Genomic DNA, 17,862 nt, shown 5'->3' on the forward strand with positions numbered 1-17,862 from the left:
GCGTTTTTGATTTGGATAAACTACCCCCAGTATTTTGATCGTGATCAAAAGGCTATACTCTAAAGGATAGCTTGGATGGCCCGCTTCAACACTTCACATTATGTAAAACCCCTGTAACCGGTGGGCTTCTTCCGGTTACAGAGGCTTCAAAGGGGAGGATAAGTATTTCTACTTTTTCTTTTGTGATCCTCGAAGAGCGTCACATCTTTGTGCCTTCCCTCCGTGGACTACTTATAGTATGACCGGAAACAAACATCCTATACAAAAGAAATAAAAAAAGTTAAAATAATTTTATAAACCAGTTTTACCACTTACAATATCAGGATGTTTAAGGAGAAAAACCATGAAAAGATATTTTCAGGGATGCGCGGTCAGCAAATATATCAGTATCACATCACTCTTTACCATTTTTGAGGAAACCTTTGATAAAAGCTACTATTTTGAGGGAGAGTCCCATGACTTTTGGGAATTCGTCTGTGTGCTGGACGGGACACTGGGAGTGACGGCAGGGGAAGACATACTGATCCTGGAAAAAGGACAGTCTGTGCTGCACCGCCCCATGGAATTTCACCGCCTTTGGTCTGAAGGAAGGACGGAGCCCCATATTTTTGTGATATCCTTTGCAGCGGATGCCATGCCTCAGATCAAAGACAAGCAGTTCCAATTGACAGAGGAGAATCATAATACTATTACATTTCTGAGAGAAATGGCGACAAAAGTGTTTGACAGGGAGGAAGAGACCCTGATAAAAAGTGTGCGCACAGGCAGAGAAGCGGAGGCGCAGATCTTTATCAATACAGTGGAAAATCTTCTTTTGTCTGTGCTGAACGGAAAAAAGCAGAAAATGGATTATTATGAATCCGTCAGCGCTGACAATTACAGACGCATTGTCCGCACATTGGAAGAACATATCAAGGAGAGGCTGACCCAGGCGGACATAGCCAGATTATGCAGCATGAGTGAGGCTTCCCTGAAAAAGACGTTTTCAAAATATACCGGGATTGGGATCATGACATATTTTACACAGATGAAGATCCGGCATGCTATGGAAATGCTGGAAAGCGGAACGGGGATCAATGAGACGGCAGAGTGTCTGGGATTCTGTGACAGGAATTATTTCAGCACTGTTTTTAAACGGGTCACAGGCAAATCCCCCGCATCCTTTCTCCGGTGGCCGGGACCATGACGGGGGTTAATCCGTTTTTTTAAACGGGCAGGCAGCTGATAGTTATCCATATTCAAATATTTTATCCCCAAATCCACATAGAAATCTGTATACGGGTATGTTACAACTATTATATAGAAAGTTCAAAACATAAAATACATAAGGAAAAGGAGCCGTTCAGATGGAAAAACTTAGAGTAGGGGTAATAGGTCTTGGATGCAGGGGATACAGCCTTTTAAAAGACGTCATGCTGCATAGGATGGATGTGGAAATCACAGCCGTCTGCGATGAATATAAGGACAGGGCGCAGGCAGCGGCAGAGCTCACCAAGAATATGACCGGAAAAAAGCCTCTTATCACGGTAGATGCCCAGGAGGTACTGGACAACAGTCAGGTTGACGCAGTTGTCATATCTTCCGCCTGGGAGAGTCACATTCCCCTTGCAGTAAAAGCCATGCACGCCGGCAAAGCCGTAGGCATGGAAGTGGGAGGCGCCTACAGTATAAAACAGTGCTGGGACCTGGTTGATGCCTGGGAGGCTGCAAAAACCCCGTTTATGCTTTTGGAGAACTGCTGCTACGGCAGGCGGGAGATGATGGTCATGAATATGGCCGGACAAGGTGTTTTGGGGAAGATCATCCACTGCAAAGGCGGTTATCTCCATGACCTGCGCAGCGAGGTTGCCGGAGGAAAAGAAAACCGCCATTACCGTCTCCGAAATTATATACACAGAAATACAGAGAACTACCCGACCCACGAATTAGGTCCTATTGCCCAGATCCTGAACATCAACAGGGGCAACCGGATGCTGACTCTGAGCTCCATGGCATCGAAAGCAGAGGGGCTTTCGGAGTATCTGGCAGAATACGGCCAGGAAATCCCGGGATTTTCTCAGGGCGATGTGGTGAACACCACCATAAAATGCGCGGGAGGAGAAACCATCCTTCTCACCCTGAACACCACACTTCCCAGATTTTACAGCCGGGACTTTACGGTGTGGGGAACAAAGGGCATGTATGAGGAGGCAACCGATTCTGTATTTTTGAACGGAAAGGACGCGGCGTATGACTTTAAATGGAAAGAACAGTGGGGCAATGCTGTACGGTATGAGGCAGAGTATGAACATCCGGTCTGGAAAAAATTCCTGAATGACGGTATCCAGGGCGGACATGACGGAATGGACTGGCTGGTGTTTGATGCATTCTTTGAAAGTGTGAAAAATCATAAACCCTGTCCGATCGACGTTTACGATGCCGCTTCCTGGATGTGCATAAGCGCCCTGTCTGAGGATTCTATTGCCCTTGGGGGACAGCCGGTGGCGATTCCTGATTTTACAAATGGCAGATGGATTCTTTAAGGATTGTTAAGGAAATTTATCAGAAAAAAGTAAGGATTGAAAAAATCGGTCATATCGTATATACTATATCTGTCAGGCGTTTCGGGACGCCTCAAAATACGATAATAAATAAAAGGTGGTAAAGATACATGGCATTATTACAGGAATGGAGAGATGTTGCCTATTCTCAGGAAGCAGACAAAGCGCAGCTGCAGAAATTCTGGACCAACTATTTTCTGATCGAAAAAGGGATCTATGAAAAACTTCTTGCCAACCCGGACGAAGTAGTTCGCGGCACAGTGAAAGACCTGGCAGATAAATTTGAAGTAGAAGTTATGACTATGGTTGGATTCCTGGATGGTATTAATGACAGTCTGAAAGTTCAGAACCCCATTGAGGAGATGGACGAGAATACAGAAGTCAATCTGGGATTTGACAAAGAACTGCTCTATAAGAACATGGTGGATGCGAAAGCAGACTGGCTGTATGAACTTCCCCAGTGGGATGAGATTTTCCCGGAGGAGAAGAAAAAAGAGCTTTATAAAGAGCAGAAAAAATCCGGCACGATCGTAAAAGGTGCAAAGATCGGACGTAATGATCCGTGTCCATGCGGAAGCGGCAAAAAATATAAACACTGCTGTGGCAGAAATAAATAATTTTTAAGAGGGGCGGTGGAGAACCGCCCCTCTTTGTTTAGAAAGGATGTAACTGTTCAGCACCCTCACAGTTACAGGCATAAATCCATGCAGAATCGCCTTTGGCGATGGGATTTTTGCTTGGCCGCGGTACACTTTCTTAGGGGCTGCGCAGTGAATGCGCAGACCTGCTGAATCGTTACGGAAGGATACATATGAAGATTTTATGCATTATCTTGGGGAGCCTCTGTACTTTTTATTTTATAGGCATTGCCGTCTATGCGGGGCTTTCCTCTTTGTTTCCATGTATATGGGCGGCAGGAGGCGTGTTATTTTACGGAATCGCGCTATTTCTGCATTTAAGCAGTAAGCACGGAATGCTGTCCGGGTTTGCACTCCCTGTGGCCTTGAAAAACGGTCTTTTGGTTCTGGCAGCGCTTTGTATACTTATTTTTGTGGCAGTGGAAGCCTTGATCTTTACAGGAATGTTTCACCGGCCGTCCGAAGATTTGGATTATATCATTGTATTGGGTGCCCAGGTGAACGGCACAAAACTGAGCAATTCTCTGAGACTGCGTGTGGAGCGGGCCAGGGGGTACCTGGAGGAAAATCCTGAGACCTGTGCAGTTCTCTCGGGAGGAAAAGGAACAGGGGAGGATATCACAGAAGCGGAGGCAATGTACCGCTATCTTGAGAAAAAAGGCATCTCCCCCAAGCGGCTTCTGAAAGAGGAGCATTCCACAAATACCAGTGAAAATCTGAAATTTTCTCTGGAGATCATTGACACAAAGGAAGATGGGAAAGGGAAAGAGGCATCCATCGGCGTAGTGACCAATAATTTTCACGTGTACCGGGGCGTGGCCCTGGGGAAAAAACTGGGGTGCACTCATATAGAAGGGATCCCTTCCGAAAGCAATAAATTTTTACAAGTCAATTACCTTGTGAGAGAATTTTTCGGAGTGGTGAAGGACAAAGCAGCAGGAAACATGTGACCGCTGGAGGGAAAATACAATAATTTTGTAAATCGGAGAGGGTAAAATGTTAAAAATCAGCACGATCAAAGAAAATTGCTTTCCGGCAATGTATCAGCGGGGAAAATTGCTTGCCGAGAAAAAGGGATACAAAAGTTTCCTGATCGAGGAAGGTGGGGAGGGCATAAAAGAGGTAAGTGCCCAGGTAAAAGGCAGCGGCAGCAAATGGTATGATGTGACGGTTACTTTTGACTCTCATGATGATATTATGGACTATGTCTGCAGTTGTCCGGCGTATGGAAATTATTTTGGTATGTGCAAGCACTGCGTGGCTCTGGCACTTGCCTACAGGGACACCCAAACGCCGCGGGATTCCCAGAGGATGGTGGATTTTCCTGTGAGAGGCCCGAGAAAACGGGAGACATCGGACACACTGAAAAATACCATTGCTAAGTACGCTGTGCGCAATAACGCGTATCTGCTGGGGGAATATTATGGTCAGGTCCGCCTGGAGCCGGTCATCACAACCTCATATAACTCCTTCCACATAGAATTTAAAATAGGCACGCGCAAACTGTATATCCTGAGAAATATCTGTAAAATGCTGGACAGCGTGGAATATGGCAAATATGATTCTTACGGAAAAAATCTGGGTTTTATCCATGACCGTTCTGCTTTTACCCCGGAGGCCCTTTCCTGGATCGATCTTCTGTCTGATTACTTGAAGATCCAGTATAATAATATGGAATTCAGTTCCCAGATATACAGCTCTAATTTCCGAAATCTTTCACTGAACGGTTATGGGATAGACAAGGTCCTGCAAAAATATATGGATCAGACCATAGAAATAGACGGAACCCCCTATCAGGTCAGACGCGGCAATCCGGAGATCAAAATGGAGATCGTCAAAACAGAGGAGCAGGGGGCCAATATTTATCTGCATTCACCAAAGTGGATAAAAGGAAATGTCCACGACTATCTGCAGAAAGACGGCATCATTTACCAGTGCACATCTGATTTTTCAAGAGATATGATGCCGATTGTGAAAGCTTTGAATACGGACAACGTACAATATTATACATTCCAATCCAGGGACCGTTCGATATTTCTCAACCGGGAAGACTACACAGCATTCTGCGGAACACTGCTTCCTATTCTGGAGCAGTATGCGGATATTCAGATGAACGATATTGATTTTGACGAGTACCAGCCAAAAGAGGCGGAGTGCAATGTGTACCTGAGTATGGATGAAAAGTATGGGGATGCCATTCGGATGCGGGCGGAAGCCATCTATGGAAATACAGTCTACAATCTGTTTGCCGAGATAGACCCGGCCAGCCAGTACCGTGACATGCAGAGGGAAGGGGCCCTGAAAAAATGCCTGGAAGCGTATTTTGATATAGAAGAAAGACCAGGGGAGATCTATGGGCTCTGTACAAAGGAAGATAAGATATATGATCTTCTGGAACAGGGATTTCCCAAGATCCGGGAACTGGCAGCCCTATTTGTGGATGACAAGATCAAGGGGATGCTGATCCTTCCCACCCCAAAAGTCAATATCGGAATCGGTATGTCCGGGGATTTGCTGGATCTGGATATTCAGGTGGAAGATATGGATTTGAGAGAGATGGAGCAGATACTTTCGGGATACCGCAGACGGAGAAAGTATTACCGTCTGAAAAACGGTGATTTTATCAGCCTTGAGGACAACGGCTTTTCCCTCATATCAGAACTGTCCCAGGGACTTGGATTTGATAAAGATGATTTTGCAAAAGGCAGTTTTTCCGCACCGAAATACCGGGCTTCCTACATAGCCGAAACTTTAAAAGCGCAGCCGGGCAAGGCGGATACCAGAAGAAGCCCGGAATTCAAACGGCTCATCCGTGAGATGAACAGCTATCAGGACAATGATTTTGAGATTCCGGAGGAACTTAATGCAGAACTCAGGGAATATCAAAAAAACGGGTTCCGTTGGCTTGCCATGCTGTCCCAGTGGGGCTTTGGCGGGATTCTGGCAGATGATATGGGACTGGGAAAGACACTTCAGGTCATTGCACTGCTGGAAATGAAGAAAGAGGGCGCCCTGATCGTGTGTCCGGCTTCCCTGGTCTATAACTGGGAGAGTGAGATCTGTCGGTTCGCGCCGGACCTTCCGGTCACAGTGGCCGTTGGCAGCAGCCAGCAGAGGGAGGAGATCATAAAAAGCGCATCCGGCACGGAAATACTTGTGACTTCCTATGACCTGCTGAAACGGGATACAGAGTTGTATAGAGAGAAGGTCTTCCCTTACATGGTCATAGATGAAGCCCAGTACATTAAAAATGCGGGCACACAGACGGCAAAAGCAGTGAAGGAAGTACAGGCGGTCCATCGTCTGGCACTGACAGGTACCCCCATAGAGAACCGTCTCAGTGATCTGTGGAGTATTTTTGATTTCGTAATGCCCGGGTATCTTTACAGCTACAAAAAGTTCAGAGAAGAGCTGGAACAGCCTATTGTACAGAATGAGGACAAAAATGCCATGGAACGGCTGAAGCATATGGTAAATCCATTTATTCTGCGCAGAAAAAAACAAGATGTGCTCAAAGACCTGCCGGACAAGTTGGAGAAGACCATCTATGTGAAGATGGAGGAGGAACAGAAGAAGATCTACGATGCCAGAGTCGCCAGGCTGCAGATGGAATTAAACAGTCAGAGCGAGGAGGATTATCAGGCCCAGAAGATCAAGTACCTGGCGGAACTGACAGGACTGCGGCAGATCTGCTGTTCTCCAGAGCTTTGCTACGAAAATTACAGGGGAGGTTCCGCGAAACAGGAGAGCTGCGTGGAACTGGTCCGGGATCTGGTACAGGCAGAGCACAGGATACTGCTTTTTTCCCAATTTACCACCATGCTGGAACTGCTGGGCGGAGAGTTTGACAAGGCGGGGATTTCCTATCTCTATCTTTCGGGAAAGAACACCAAAGAACAGCGCCGGGAGATGGTGAAAAACTTCCAGAATGGGGAAACCCAGGTCTTCCTTATTTCTCTGAAAGCAGGCGGCACGGGGCTGAACCTGACAAAGGCGGATGTTGTCATACACTATGATCCATGGTGGAATGTGGCTGCCCAGAATCAGGCCACAGACCGTACCCACCGTATCGGACAGGAGAATATAGTCACTGTCATAAAGATGGTGGTGAAGAACACCATAGAAGAGAAGATCCTGGCCCTCCAGGAAAAGAAGGCCCGCCTGGCCGAAAATGTCATGGAAGGGCAGGCCGTGGCGGACCACAGGATCAGCAGGGATGAGCTGTTGGAACTGATAAAATAGTTGACAAAAATATTTCTGCGGCTATAATGAAAGATAGATTCATACAGAAAACGCGATGACAAGACGAGTAAAATGCGGAGGTTCCCAGAGAGGGCGGCATATGCTGGAAGCAGCCTGTTCAGGAAGCATTTGAAAACTACCTTGGAGCGGCCCTGATCCGGCCCGGTGATTCCGTTACCATCAAATGAGTGGTGAACCGGTCCTTCATAAAAGGACAGTGTACAACAAGGGTGGAACCGCGAGTAATGACAGTTACCCGTCCCTTGCAGTCAGAAATGGCTGCATGGGACGGGTTTTTTGCGGTTTCCGGTCTGCCGCGTGTGAGAAGTACCGAATTACACAAGAAATATGCCTAGTACAGCGTTGCATAAGTTCCAGTGATATAGGCTGTACTAGAGAAAAGGAGAAGCAGAGGAATTATGATTATTACATTAAAAGACGGGTCAAAAAAGGAATACGATCACGCTGTGTCTGTCCTTGATATCGCTTCCGATATCAGTGAAGGCCTGGCAAGAATGGCCTGCGCAGGGGAAGTAGACGGCCAGATCGTGGATTTGAGAACAGTAGTGGACAGCGATTGTGAGCTGAGTATCCTGACTTTCAATGATGAAGGCGGCAAGGCGGCTTTCCGCCACACCGCATCCCATATTATGGCCCAGGCGGTCAAGCGCCTGTATCCGGATGCAAAGCTGGCGATCGGACCATCCGTTTCTGATGGCTTCTATTATGATATTGACAGGGAGATTCCCCTGACAGCGGAAGACCTGGAAAAAATCGAGGCGGAGATGAAGAAAATTGTGAAGGAATCCCTTCCCATTGAACGCTTCGAGCTTCCGAGAGAGGAAGCCATAGCGTTTATGAAAGAAAAAGAGGAGCCTTATAAAGTGGAGCTGATCCAGGACCTGCCGGAAGATGCGGTGATCAGTTTCTATAAACAGGGAGAGTTCACGGACCTCTGTGCAGGTCCTCATCTGATGACCACAAAACCGGTGAAAGCCTTCAAACTCACAAGCATTGCAGGTGCTTACTGGAGAGGCAGTGAGAAGAATAAAATGCTTACCAGGATCTATGGCACGGCTTTCACAAAGAAAGCAGACCTGGAGGAACACCTGGCAAGGATTGAGGAAGCGAAGAAGCGTGACCACAGAAAACTGGGCAGAGAGCTGGGCCTGTTCATGATGCGCGACGAGGGACCAGGATTCCCGTTCTTCCTGCCAAAGGGCATGGTGCTGAAAAATACCCTGCTGGATTACTGGAGGGAGATCCATACAAAAGCCGGCTACGTGGAAATTTCCACCCCGGTCATGTTAAGCCGCCATCTGTGGGAGACATCAGGCCACTGGGACCACTATAAAGAAAATATGTACACAACCGTTATTGACGAGCAAGATTTTGCCATCAAGCCCATGAACTGTCCGGGTGGCATCCTGGCATACCAGTCTGAGCCGCGTTCTTATCGGGACCTGCCGCTGCGTATGGGGGAACTGGGACTGGTGCACCGCCATGAAAAATCAGGACAGCTCCACGGACTGATGCGTGTGCGCTGTTTCACACAGGATGATGCCCATATATTCATGACGCCGGACCAGATCCGTGATGAGATCAAAGGCGTTGCCAGCCTTATAGACCGGGTTTACAGCCTGTTTGGTTTCAAATACCATGTGGAGCTGTCCACACGCCCGGAGGATTCCATGGGAAGTGATGAGGACTGGGAAATGGCTACAGAAGCCCTGCGCGGCGCATTGGATGACCTGGGACTTGATTATGTGGTCAATGAAGGGGATGGTGCGTTCTACGGTCCTAAGATTGACTTCCATCTGGAGGACTCCATCGGCAGGACCTGGCAGTGCGGAACCATACAGCTTGACTTCCAGCTTCCCCTCCGTTTTGAATTGGAATATATTGGGGCTGACGGGGAAAAGCACCGTCCGATCATGATCCACAGGGTGGCATTTGGCTCCATTGAGCGTTTCATCGGCATTTTGATCGAGCACTTTGCAGGTGCATTTCCGACCTGGTTATCCCCGGTCCAGGTGCGTGTCCTGGCTATCTCTGACAAATATATGGATTACGGCAAAAAGGTCCTGGCACAGCTTCAGGAGGCGGGAATCCGCGCGGATATGGATACAAGAGCTGAGAAGATCGGTTACAAGATCCGCGAGGCCAGACTGGAGAAAATACCTTATATGGTAGTGGTAGGCGCAAAAGAAGAGGAGGGGGGTCTTGTGTCCGTGAGAAGCCGATTCCTGGGCGATGAGGGGCAAAAAGACCTGGGTGAGTTTATCACTTCCGTCAAAGAGGAGATAAAAAGCAGGGAGATCCGTGAAGTAAAGGCAGAAGAGCAAAAATAAATTTATGAAAAAATCCGTGGTATAAAATCCAGCGGCCGGACGCATACTATTTCCGACGAAATTATAAGGAGGAAATGACTATGCCATTATTAAGCTGTACTGCAAGAACCTGTATTTATAACAAAGATGAATACTGCTCCAAAGGAGATATCCTGGTAGACGGAACCGAAGCAAGAGTTGCGGACGAGACCTGCTGCCGCAGCTTTCAGGAAAGAGGAGAATCCGCGTCAAATAAAGCCGCTGCTGACAGCTGCGGATGCCGTACCATTGATGTGGACTGCCGTGCATGTACCTGTACTTTCAACAAAGAAGAGAAATGCCATGCGGACAAGATCACGATCACAGGCGGAAGTGCCTGTCACTGTGAAGAGACAAAATGCGGAAGCTTTGAAAAACGATAAAATATGAAAAAAGAGCCATACCTGTAACCGAAATTACAGATATGGCTCTTTTACTCAGACTTTGATCCAACCCATTGCCTCAGATACTGCGAAAACCAGAATCATGATCAGGCAGATAGGGGCGATCCATTTAAGCATGATCGTATAGAACTTTTTCATCTTAAAAGGCCCGTTCAGCTCCACTTCGTCATACACTGCTTTTGGCTTGATGAAGAAGCCGATGCTGATACAAGTCAGGATAGCAACGATCGGCATCAGCACACTGTTGCTCAGGAAGTCGAAGAAATCCAGAAGTCCCAGTCCGATGATCTGGATGAAATCCAGAGGTCCGAATCCGAGGGATACCAGTGCACCCAGTAGTAATACATATATGGTGACGGTAATGGTTGTTTTCTTTCTGCTCCAGCCCAGTTTGTCACGGATAATAGACACATTGGTCTCCATCAGTGAGATGGAGGATGTCAGTGCCGCGAACAGGACCAGAAGGAAGAAGACCGCACCGATGACGCCGCCCAGTGTCATATTGTCAAATACCTTTGGCAGAGTGATGAACATCAGGGATGGTCCCTTGCCCAGGGCCTCCTCGTTGCCGCCGGAGAATACGAATACGGACGGGATGATCATAAGGCCAGCCAGAAAAGCGATTCCGGTATCGAAGATTTCGATCTGACGGACAGATTTTTCCAGGCTGTTGTCTTTCTTCATATAGGAACCGTATGTGATCATAATACCCATAGCCAGTGACATTGAGTAGAACAGCTGTCCCATGGCAGCCAGCACAGTGGTGGCTGAGAAACGGCTGAAATCAGGCAGCAGATAATACTTCACACCTTCCGCGGCACCTGGTCTTGTGATACAGAAGATAGAGATGCCCAGTGTAAGTACGATCAGTACCGGCATTAAGATCCTGCTGGCTTTTTCGATCCCTTTTTCCACACCGGCGATCACGACGATGGAAGTCAGCAGAACGAAAACCGCAAACCACAGCACCGGTGAACCGGCCTGGGAAATAAAACCTGTAAAATAGTCATCTCCGGCAGCCGCAGATACGTTGCCGCTGACAAAGGTAATCAGGTATTTGATCACCCATCCGCCGATAACACAGTAATATGGGGTGATGATAAAAGGAACGATACAGGCCAGATATCCAACGAAGCCAAATCGTTTGTCCAGCTTTCTGAAAGCACCTACTGCGCTGAGGCCTGTTTTTCGGCCTATGGCAATCTCTGTTATCATCAGGGTAAACCCAAGTGTTACGGCGAGAATTAGATAGACGAGTAAGAAAATGCCGCCTCCGTATTTTGCTGCAAGGTACGGGAAGCGCCAGAGATTTCCAAGACCAACCGCGGAACCCGCAGCGGCAAGGACAAATCCCATCTTGTTAGAAAATGCTCCTCTTTTTTTCTCCATGATTCTCTCCCTTTTTTCGATGCTTTTCGCATCTTTTGTTGTATTGAAACATTATGCCATTTTTTCAGAAAAAAGACAAGAATTTTCTTATAAAATTATAAACAAATTTATATTTTATACTTGACTCGGTGAAATAGCTGTGTTAAACTTACCTAGTCTGAAGAAAAAGAAAGCAGAGTATCCACTCTCACCCTAGCACAATCGCGTGACTATGGTTAATACGGTAATAAACGAAGCGCCTTCAGCGTTTTCTTTATGCGGATATGTGTGGATAGTCGATTGTCGTCTATCCATTTTTTTCTTGTTTCTTTCAGGATGTTTTATGAGGTGGGGCCGCCTGATCGGCCAATAACAGAGTGTTTTATCAATATTATGGAGGTGCACTACAATTAGCGATTTAATGATCAATGAACAAATCAGAGACAAAGAGATACGTCTGATCGGCGCAAATGGAGAACAGCTTGGAATCATGTCTGCCAGAGATGCGCAGAAACAGGCAATGGAGGCAGGGCTTGACCTTGTTAAGATTGCTCCGACTGCAAAACCGCCCGTTTGCAAAATTATCGATTATGGTAAGTACAGATACGAATTAGCGCAGAAAGAAAAGGAAGCTAAGAGGAAACAGAAAACCATAGAGATTAAGGAAGTGCGTTTGTCCCCTAATATTGAGGAAAACGACCTGAACACCAAGGTCAATAATGCCAGAAAATTTTTAACCAAGGGAAATAAAGTCAAAGTGACATTACGTTTCCGCGGAAGAGAGATGGCACATATGTATAAGAGTAAACACATCCTTGATGAGTTTGCAGAGTCTGTAGCCGATATCGCGGTGATTGAGAAAGCACCTAAGGTGGAAGGCCGGACAATGACCATGTATTTGACAGAAAAACGTTAAACACGTTCACGAAAAGAGTCTAAGGAGGAATACAAACATGCCAAAAATGAAAACAACGAAAGCTGCTGCTAAGCGCTTCAAAAAAACAGGTACAGGATTATTAAAGAGAAACAAAGCCTATAAGAGCCATATCTTAACAAAGAAATCTCAGAAGAGAAAAAGAAACCTGAGAAAAGCAGCTATCACAGATGCAAGCAATGTAAAAGCAATCAAGAAAATTTTACCGTACATCTAATTACTGGATAGGTTCTAAAATAGGAGGAAATTAAGAATGGCAAGAATTAAAGGCGGATTAAACGCTAAGAAAAAACACAATAGAGTATTAAAGCTGGCGAAAGGTTACAGAGGAGCGCGTTCCAAACAGTACAGAGTTGCAAAACAGTCTGTTATGAGAGCACTGGCTAGCTCCTATGCAGGAAGAAAGCAGAAAAAACGTCAGTTCAGACAGTTATGGATCGCACGTATCAACGCTGCAGCAAGAATGAATGGTCTGTCCTACAGCAAATTCATGTACGGCTTAAAGCTGGCTAACATTGACCTGAACAGAAAAGTTTTGGCTGATATGGCTATCAACGATGCAGAAGGCTTTGCAACACTGGCAGAGCTGGCTAAATCCAAAATTGCCTAACTCGTATGGAACATATGGCCGCTGCCCAAAGGTCTAATCCCGAGGCAGCGGTTTTTCTATGCGCTGAATGTACGCGCTGCACGGGCAGATGTGTGCCGGGTTTTTGTGTCTGTTATAAAAGAGGAGGAAAAGGGATGAAAGTCTACAAAAAAATCATGGATGTTCTGGCTTCCGCTGAGAAGCTGATACTGGCTGCATCCACACTGCTGATTCTGGTCCTGACTGTGGGAAATGTATTTTCCAGGAAAGTGATACACCGCTCATGGTCATTTACGGAAGAGCTGGTGGTGGCAGTCTTTGTACTGATCACACTCATGGCGGCCGCTCTGGCCAGCCGAGAAGGAGAGCTGGTAAGCCTGACGCTGGTTACGGACAGGCTGCCGAAGAAAACAAAGAAACCCATGGTCATTCTTGTGACAGTGCTCTCTGTGGTATTTACGGTAATACTGTTTCGGTACGGTATGGACAAGGTGCTGACACAGCTTGCCAATGGAAAGAGGACCTATGTGCTGAACTGGCCGGAATGGATCTTCTGGTCTTTTGTACCTATTGGCGCAGTCTTCATGATACTGCATTTTGTGGAATACTGTATTGATTTCTGCACGGATTTTAAGTTTGTTAAGAGAAAGGGGGAGGCATAAGTGGTAAGTGCGGTTTTATTTATATCTTTTTTTATTTTCTTGATCCTCAATGTTCCGATCGCTATCTGTCTGGGCCTGTCCTCTGTGTGTGCGATCCTGTACTCAGGCACATCCCTGACGATCGTGGCTACCAATATGTATTCCGGTATCAGCAAATTCCTGCTGCTGGCAATCCCGTTTTTTGTCTTGTCGGGAAATATCATGGCCAAGGCCGGAATCTCCAAACGTCTCATTAAGTTTGTCAATACCTGTGTGGGACACAGAAGAGGCGGCATCGCTATTGTGTGCGTTATTGTAGCCTGTTTCTTCGGCGCTATTTCCGGTTCCGGTCCCGCTACGGTGGCGGCACTGGGCGCAGTCTTAATTCCTGCTATGGTGGAGGAGGGAGGGTTTTCCGCACCGTTTTCCACGGCTATGATGGCAACGTCCAGTTCCATAGCCATAGTCATACCGCCCAGTATTGCATTTGTGGTATATGCGTCCATAACAGGTGTGTCTATTGCGGATATGTTCGCAGGGGGGATTCTGCCGGGTATCCTCATGGGCCTTGCTCTGATTCTTGTCATCATGATAGAGGTCCGCAAAAAAGGCATACAGCCGACTACAAAAAAGGCGACCTGGGGGGAGAGGCTCCGCGCGTTTGGCGATGCGTTCTGGGGCTTCTTGATGCCGGTCATCATTCTCGGCGGTATCTACGGCGGTATATTCACGCCAACGGAGGCGGCGGCTGTCTCTGTGGTATACGGTCTTTTTGTGGGGATGGTCATTTACAGGGAAGTAAAATTCAGGGATCTGATCAACATTTTCGTGGAATCAGCCAAGACTACCGGCGGTATCATGCTTATCGTGGCTTGTGCGTCCCTGTTTTCCTTTGTCTGCACAAAGTTCGGCATCTCCCAGGCGGCATCCGAGCTGCTGGGCAGTGTGGCCCACAATCAGTTTATTTTCCTTCTGATCGTGAACGTGATCTTCCTTATTGCGGGATGCTTTATTGACGCCAATTCCGCTATGTACATATTTATTCCCATTATGCTGCCGGTCTGCAAGGCTCTGGGATATGATCTGGTAGCTTTCGGTATACTGGCAACAGTCAACCTGGCTATCGGACAGGTAACGCCGCCTGTGGGTGTCAATCTGTTTGTCGCTATCAGTATTAAGATAAAAAAAGGACTGGAAGTCAGTCTGCAGCAGATCTCCAGGGCGGTTGTGCCTATGATAGCTGCCAGTGTAGCTGTGCTGCTGCTGGTCACATACATTCCGCAGATATCTGTGTGTCTGCCGAAAGCCTTTGCCGGAAGCTCTTATACGGGAACCTCCAAGTTGAACGACAATACAGGCAGCACAGCGGGAGACAACAGCTCTGAGGATTACAATGAGATCGGTGACTACAGTGACTTGGGATGGGAAGAACAGACCTGGAACTTTGCCTGCTCTACCACAGAGACGAGCACATGGGCAAAAGCCGGGGAACAGTTCGGAAAGCTGATGGAAAAAGCAACAGGCGGAAAAGTACATGTGAATGTCTACGCTGCCGACCAGCTTACCAATGGAAACCAGTCAGAGGGCATCCAGGCTTTGATGAACGGCGACCCGGTACAGATTTCCATGCATTCCAATCTGATCTATTCTGCTTTTGACCCGCGGTTTAATGTGGTATCCCTGCCCTTCATCTTTGATTCTGTGGAGGATGCGGATGCCAAGCTGGACGGTGAGGCAGGAGAGAAGCTGAATGCCCTTCTGGAAGAATACGGGCTGCACTGCATGGGTATGGCGGAGAACGGTTTCCGCCAGCTAACCAACTCTGTCAGGGAAGTGAAAACCGCAGATGATATGAAAAATCTGAAGATCCGCGTGGCAGGTTCCAATCTGCTGATGGAATGCTACAAGAGATGGGGCGCTGACGCCACCAATATGAACTGGTCCGAGACCTATACGGCTCTACAGCAGAACACTGTGGAAGGCCAGGAGAATCCGCTTCCGGCAATTGATGCGGCCAGTGTCCAGGAGGTACAAAAATACTGCTCCATGTGGAATGCCAACTATGACTGCCTGTTCTTCTGTATCAACGAGGAACTCTACAGCAGTCTGACACCCAAACAGCAGAAGGTAGTGGATGAGGCAGGTAAAAAGGCGGTTGATTATGAGCGCCATATTAACCGCTCCGGCGATGATGAGATCAAAGAGCGCTGGACAGAGCAGAACGGTGTGGAGATCACAGCGTATGAGGACCTTGATATTGACTCCTTTAAAGAAGCCGTAGCGGACATTCCGCAGTGGTATCAGGAGGAACTGGTAAGGGAAGGATATGAGGAAGCGGAGGTGAAAGAGCTGATCGAAGCCTTTGCCGCCAAAACATCAGACGCCTATCAGGTGGAGGACAGAAGTGATCTTGCCTGGGAAGAGCAGACCTGGAACTTTGCCTGCTCCACCACAGAGACCAGCACCTGGGCCGAGGCGGGACGCAAATTCGGTGAAATGATGGAAGAGGCCACAGGCGGCAAGATCCATGTGAATGTCTACGCAGCTGACCAGCTCACCAATGGAAACCAGTCAGAGGGTATACAGGCCCTGATGAACGGTGATCCGGTACAGATATCCATGCACTCCAACCTGATCTATTCTGCCTTTGACCCGCGCTTCAATGTGGTGTCCCTGCCCTTCCTTTTCGATTCTGTGGAGGATGCGGATGCCAAGCTGGACGGGGCAGCCGGTGAGAAGATGAAGGAAATCCTGGAGGGGTACGGTGTACATTGCATGGGCATGGCGGAGAACGGATTCCGCCAGCTCACCAACTCTGTCAGGGAAGTAAGATCTGTGGATGATATGAAGGGCCTGAAGATCCGTGTGGCAGGTTCAAACCTGCTGATGGAGTGCTACAAGCGGTGGGGGGCTGACGCCACCAATATGAACTGGTCTGAGACTTACACAGCCCTGCAGCAGAACACGGTGGAGGGACAGGAAAATCCCCTTCCGGCCATCGACGCGGCCAGTGTCCAGGAGGTACAGAAATACGGTTCCCTGTGGAACGCCAACTATGACTGCCTGTTCTTTGGCATCAACCAGGAAGTCTATGACAAACTGACTCCCCAGCAGCAGGAGGTTGTGGACGAGATCGGACAGAAGGCTGTCCGGTATGAGCGTGAGATCAACCGCGCCGGGGATGATGAGATCCTGAACCGCTGGCAGACAGAAAACGGTATGGATGTGACTGCTTATGATGATCTGGATATTGATTCCTTCAAAAAAGCAGTTGACGGGATTGATGCGTGGTTTATCAAAGAACTGAGATCACAGGGATATGATGACGGCGAAGATTTGGTCAATGCTTTTAAATAACGAAAAATAAGAACTGCCGCTGGTGCCTGCATCCCGGAAAGGGAAGCCGCACCTGCGGCAGTTTTACTCTGTCATGAAAAGGAAGGGGATGCCGGCAGAGATAAAATGTTTTGATAAATTGTTTTACAGAATCAGCTTTACAGAGCAGCGGACAAGCAGCAAAGCTATGACAATATTAAATGCCATATAATATTTGTTGTACCATTTTTGGAAGATACTTCCGATCAAGGCCCAGACCAGATTTCCCGTGGCACCGAAAAAGGTCAGAAAAAAAGCAAAGAAAATCAGCGCCGGGACACTGCTCTCGTATGGAAGAACATAACTGCTCAGGGCAGAGATGCCGTACAGGATGACTTTCACATTGATAAACTGCAGCAGGAAGCCGGAGACGAAGGAAGGGTCTTTTCCCGTGCCGTCATCAGCACGCACAGGCTTTCTTTTGAGAACGGTAAACGCCAGATACAGGATATAAGCTGCGCCTATGTATTTCAGATAGGGAACCACTCCGGGCAGCAGCCGGCCAAGCCCTACGCTGAAGACTGCACACAGAAGCATAATGGTCAAAAAACCGGTCCATATACCCGTGATCAGTTTCATACTCCGTTTCAGTCCGAATTGTCCGGTGGTACTCAGCAGCAGTACATTATTAGGTCCGGGCGACCAGCCTGTCACCAGGGCGTAGACAGCCAGTGAAGATAATACGTCAAATGTCATGTCAAAGATCCCTCCCTCGGCCTGAATAAACGTTTCTTTGGCCTTCATGAACGTGATAAAATCATT

At 47.6% G+C, this 17,862-nt stretch carries 14 protein-coding genes; 12 read left to right on the top strand and 2 right to left on the bottom strand.

Annotation, left to right across the window (positions count from 1 at the left end):
- The first annotated feature begins 343 nt into the window (after positions 1 to 343).
- The 7 genes from C6P39_RS15410 to C6P39_RS15440 all read left to right on the top strand — a co-directional run bounded on the left by C6P39_RS15410 (position 344) and on the right by C6P39_RS15440 (position 10,172).
- The gene (locus C6P39_RS15410) at positions 344 to 1,186 is read left to right on the top strand and encodes a helix-turn-helix domain-containing protein (protein WP_104804368.1); all 843 of its coding nucleotides are present in this window, start codon (positions 344 to 346) and stop codon (positions 1,184 to 1,186) included.
- Between the two features lie 160 nt (positions 1,187 to 1,346).
- A complete protein-coding gene (locus C6P39_RS15415; RefSeq protein WP_104804369.1) occupies positions 1,347 to 2,522 on the top strand; it encodes a Gfo/Idh/MocA family protein in 1,176 nt (391 codons plus the stop codon).
- 128 nt (positions 2,523 to 2,650) lie between these two features.
- Positions 2,651 to 3,157 (top strand): SEC-C metal-binding domain-containing protein, encoded by a 507-nt coding sequence (locus C6P39_RS15420; RefSeq protein WP_065543013.1) that lies wholly within the window; start codon positions 2,651 to 2,653, stop codon positions 3,155 to 3,157.
- A 194-nt stretch (positions 3,158 to 3,351) separates the two neighbouring features.
- Positions 3,352 to 4,128, top strand: a complete 777-nt coding sequence (locus tag C6P39_RS15425) for a YdcF family protein (RefSeq protein ID WP_242987055.1) — start codon at positions 3,352 to 3,354, stop codon at positions 4,126 to 4,128.
- A 46-nt stretch (positions 4,129 to 4,174) separates the two neighbouring features.
- Complete coding sequence (locus C6P39_RS15430) at positions 4,175 to 7,420, top strand: SNF2 helicase associated domain-containing protein (RefSeq protein ID WP_104804370.1); 3,246 nt, start codon at positions 4,175 to 4,177, stop codon at positions 7,418 to 7,420.
- 419 nt (positions 7,421 to 7,839) lie between these two features.
- Positions 7,840 to 9,771, top strand: a complete 1,932-nt coding sequence (gene thrS / locus C6P39_RS15435) for a threonine--tRNA ligase (protein ID WP_104804371.1) — start codon at positions 7,840 to 7,842, stop codon at positions 9,769 to 9,771.
- A gap of 80 nt (positions 9,772 to 9,851) precedes the next feature.
- Complete coding sequence (locus C6P39_RS15440; protein WP_104804372.1) at positions 9,852 to 10,172, top strand: DUF1540 domain-containing protein; 321 nt, start codon at positions 9,852 to 9,854, stop codon at positions 10,170 to 10,172.
- Positions 10,173 to 10,226: 54 nt separating this feature from the next.
- Here the strand turns inward: C6P39_RS15440 and C6P39_RS15445 are convergent, their stop codons facing one another.
- Positions 10,227 to 11,582, bottom strand: a complete 1,356-nt coding sequence (locus C6P39_RS15445; protein ID WP_104804373.1) for a sodium-dependent transporter — start codon at positions 11,580 to 11,582, stop codon at positions 10,227 to 10,229.
- A 400-nt stretch (positions 11,583 to 11,982) separates the two neighbouring features.
- Between C6P39_RS15445 and infC the strand changes: the two genes are divergently transcribed.
- From infC to C6P39_RS15470, 5 genes are all read left to right on the top strand, one after another.
- Positions 11,983 to 12,477, top strand: coding sequence for a translation initiation factor IF-3 (infC, locus tag C6P39_RS15450; RefSeq protein ID WP_104804374.1), 495 nt, complete (start codon positions 11,983 to 11,985; stop codon positions 12,475 to 12,477).
- Positions 12,478 to 12,514: 37 nt separating this feature from the next.
- Positions 12,515 to 12,712, top strand: a complete 198-nt coding sequence (gene rpmI / locus C6P39_RS15455; RefSeq protein ID WP_033139420.1) for a 50S ribosomal protein L35 — start codon at positions 12,515 to 12,517, stop codon at positions 12,710 to 12,712.
- Positions 12,713 to 12,748: 36 nt separating this feature from the next.
- Positions 12,749 to 13,105 (top strand): 50S ribosomal protein L20, encoded by a 357-nt coding sequence (gene rplT / locus C6P39_RS15460; RefSeq protein ID WP_065543006.1) that lies wholly within the window; start codon positions 12,749 to 12,751, stop codon positions 13,103 to 13,105.
- 134 nt (positions 13,106 to 13,239) lie between these two features.
- On the top strand, positions 13,240 to 13,746 hold the full coding sequence (locus tag C6P39_RS15465; protein ID WP_065543005.1) for a TRAP transporter small permease: 507 nt from the start codon (positions 13,240 to 13,242) through the stop codon (positions 13,744 to 13,746).
- A complete protein-coding gene (locus C6P39_RS15470) occupies positions 13,747 to 17,082 on the top strand; it encodes a TRAP transporter large permease subunit (RefSeq protein ID WP_104804375.1) in 3,336 nt (1,111 codons plus the stop codon).
- A 123-nt stretch (positions 17,083 to 17,205) separates the two neighbouring features.
- Here C6P39_RS15470 and C6P39_RS15475 read toward each other — a convergent pair whose 3' ends face one another.
- Positions 17,206 to 17,796, bottom strand: a complete 591-nt coding sequence (locus C6P39_RS15475) for a LysE family transporter (RefSeq protein WP_158661590.1) — start codon at positions 17,794 to 17,796, stop codon at positions 17,206 to 17,208.
- Between the last annotated feature and the right edge of the window lie 66 nt (positions 17,797 to 17,862).

The organism is Blautia marasmi (assembly GCF_900258535.1).
GTDB lineage: Bacteria > Bacillota > Clostridia > Lachnospirales > Lachnospiraceae > Blautia > Blautia hominis.

Coding starts and splice junctions, on each gene's coding strand:
- C6P39_RS15420 (WP_065543013.1), top strand. CDS start 2,651: ATGGCATTATTACAGGAATGGAGAGATGTTGCCTATTCTCAGGAAGCA.
- C6P39_RS15445 (WP_104804373.1), bottom strand. CDS start 11,582: ATGGAGAAAAAAAGAGGAGCATTTTCTAACAAGATGGGATTTGTCCTT.
- C6P39_RS15475 (WP_158661590.1), bottom strand. CDS start 17,796: ATGACATTTGACGTATTATCTTCACTGGCTGTCTACGCCCTGGTGACA.
- rplT (WP_065543006.1), top strand. CDS start 12,749: ATGGCAAGAATTAAAGGCGGATTAAACGCTAAGAAAAAACACAATAGA.
- C6P39_RS15440 (WP_104804372.1), top strand. CDS start 9,852: ATGCCATTATTAAGCTGTACTGCAAGAACCTGTATTTATAACAAAGAT.
- C6P39_RS15425 (WP_242987055.1), top strand. CDS start 3,352: ATGAAGATTTTATGCATTATCTTGGGGAGCCTCTGTACTTTTTATTTT.
- thrS (WP_104804371.1), top strand. CDS start 7,840: ATGATTATTACATTAAAAGACGGGTCAAAAAAGGAATACGATCACGCT.
- C6P39_RS15465 (WP_065543005.1), top strand. CDS start 13,240: ATGAAAGTCTACAAAAAAATCATGGATGTTCTGGCTTCCGCTGAGAAG.
- rpmI (WP_033139420.1), top strand. CDS start 12,515: ATGCCAAAAATGAAAACAACGAAAGCTGCTGCTAAGCGCTTCAAAAAA.
- C6P39_RS15410 (WP_104804368.1), top strand. CDS start 344: ATGAAAAGATATTTTCAGGGATGCGCGGTCAGCAAATATATCAGTATC.
- C6P39_RS15415 (WP_104804369.1), top strand. CDS start 1,347: ATGGAAAAACTTAGAGTAGGGGTAATAGGTCTTGGATGCAGGGGATAC.
- infC (WP_104804374.1), top strand. CDS start 11,983: ATGATCAATGAACAAATCAGAGACAAAGAGATACGTCTGATCGGCGCA.
- C6P39_RS15430 (WP_104804370.1), top strand. CDS start 4,175: ATGTTAAAAATCAGCACGATCAAAGAAAATTGCTTTCCGGCAATGTAT.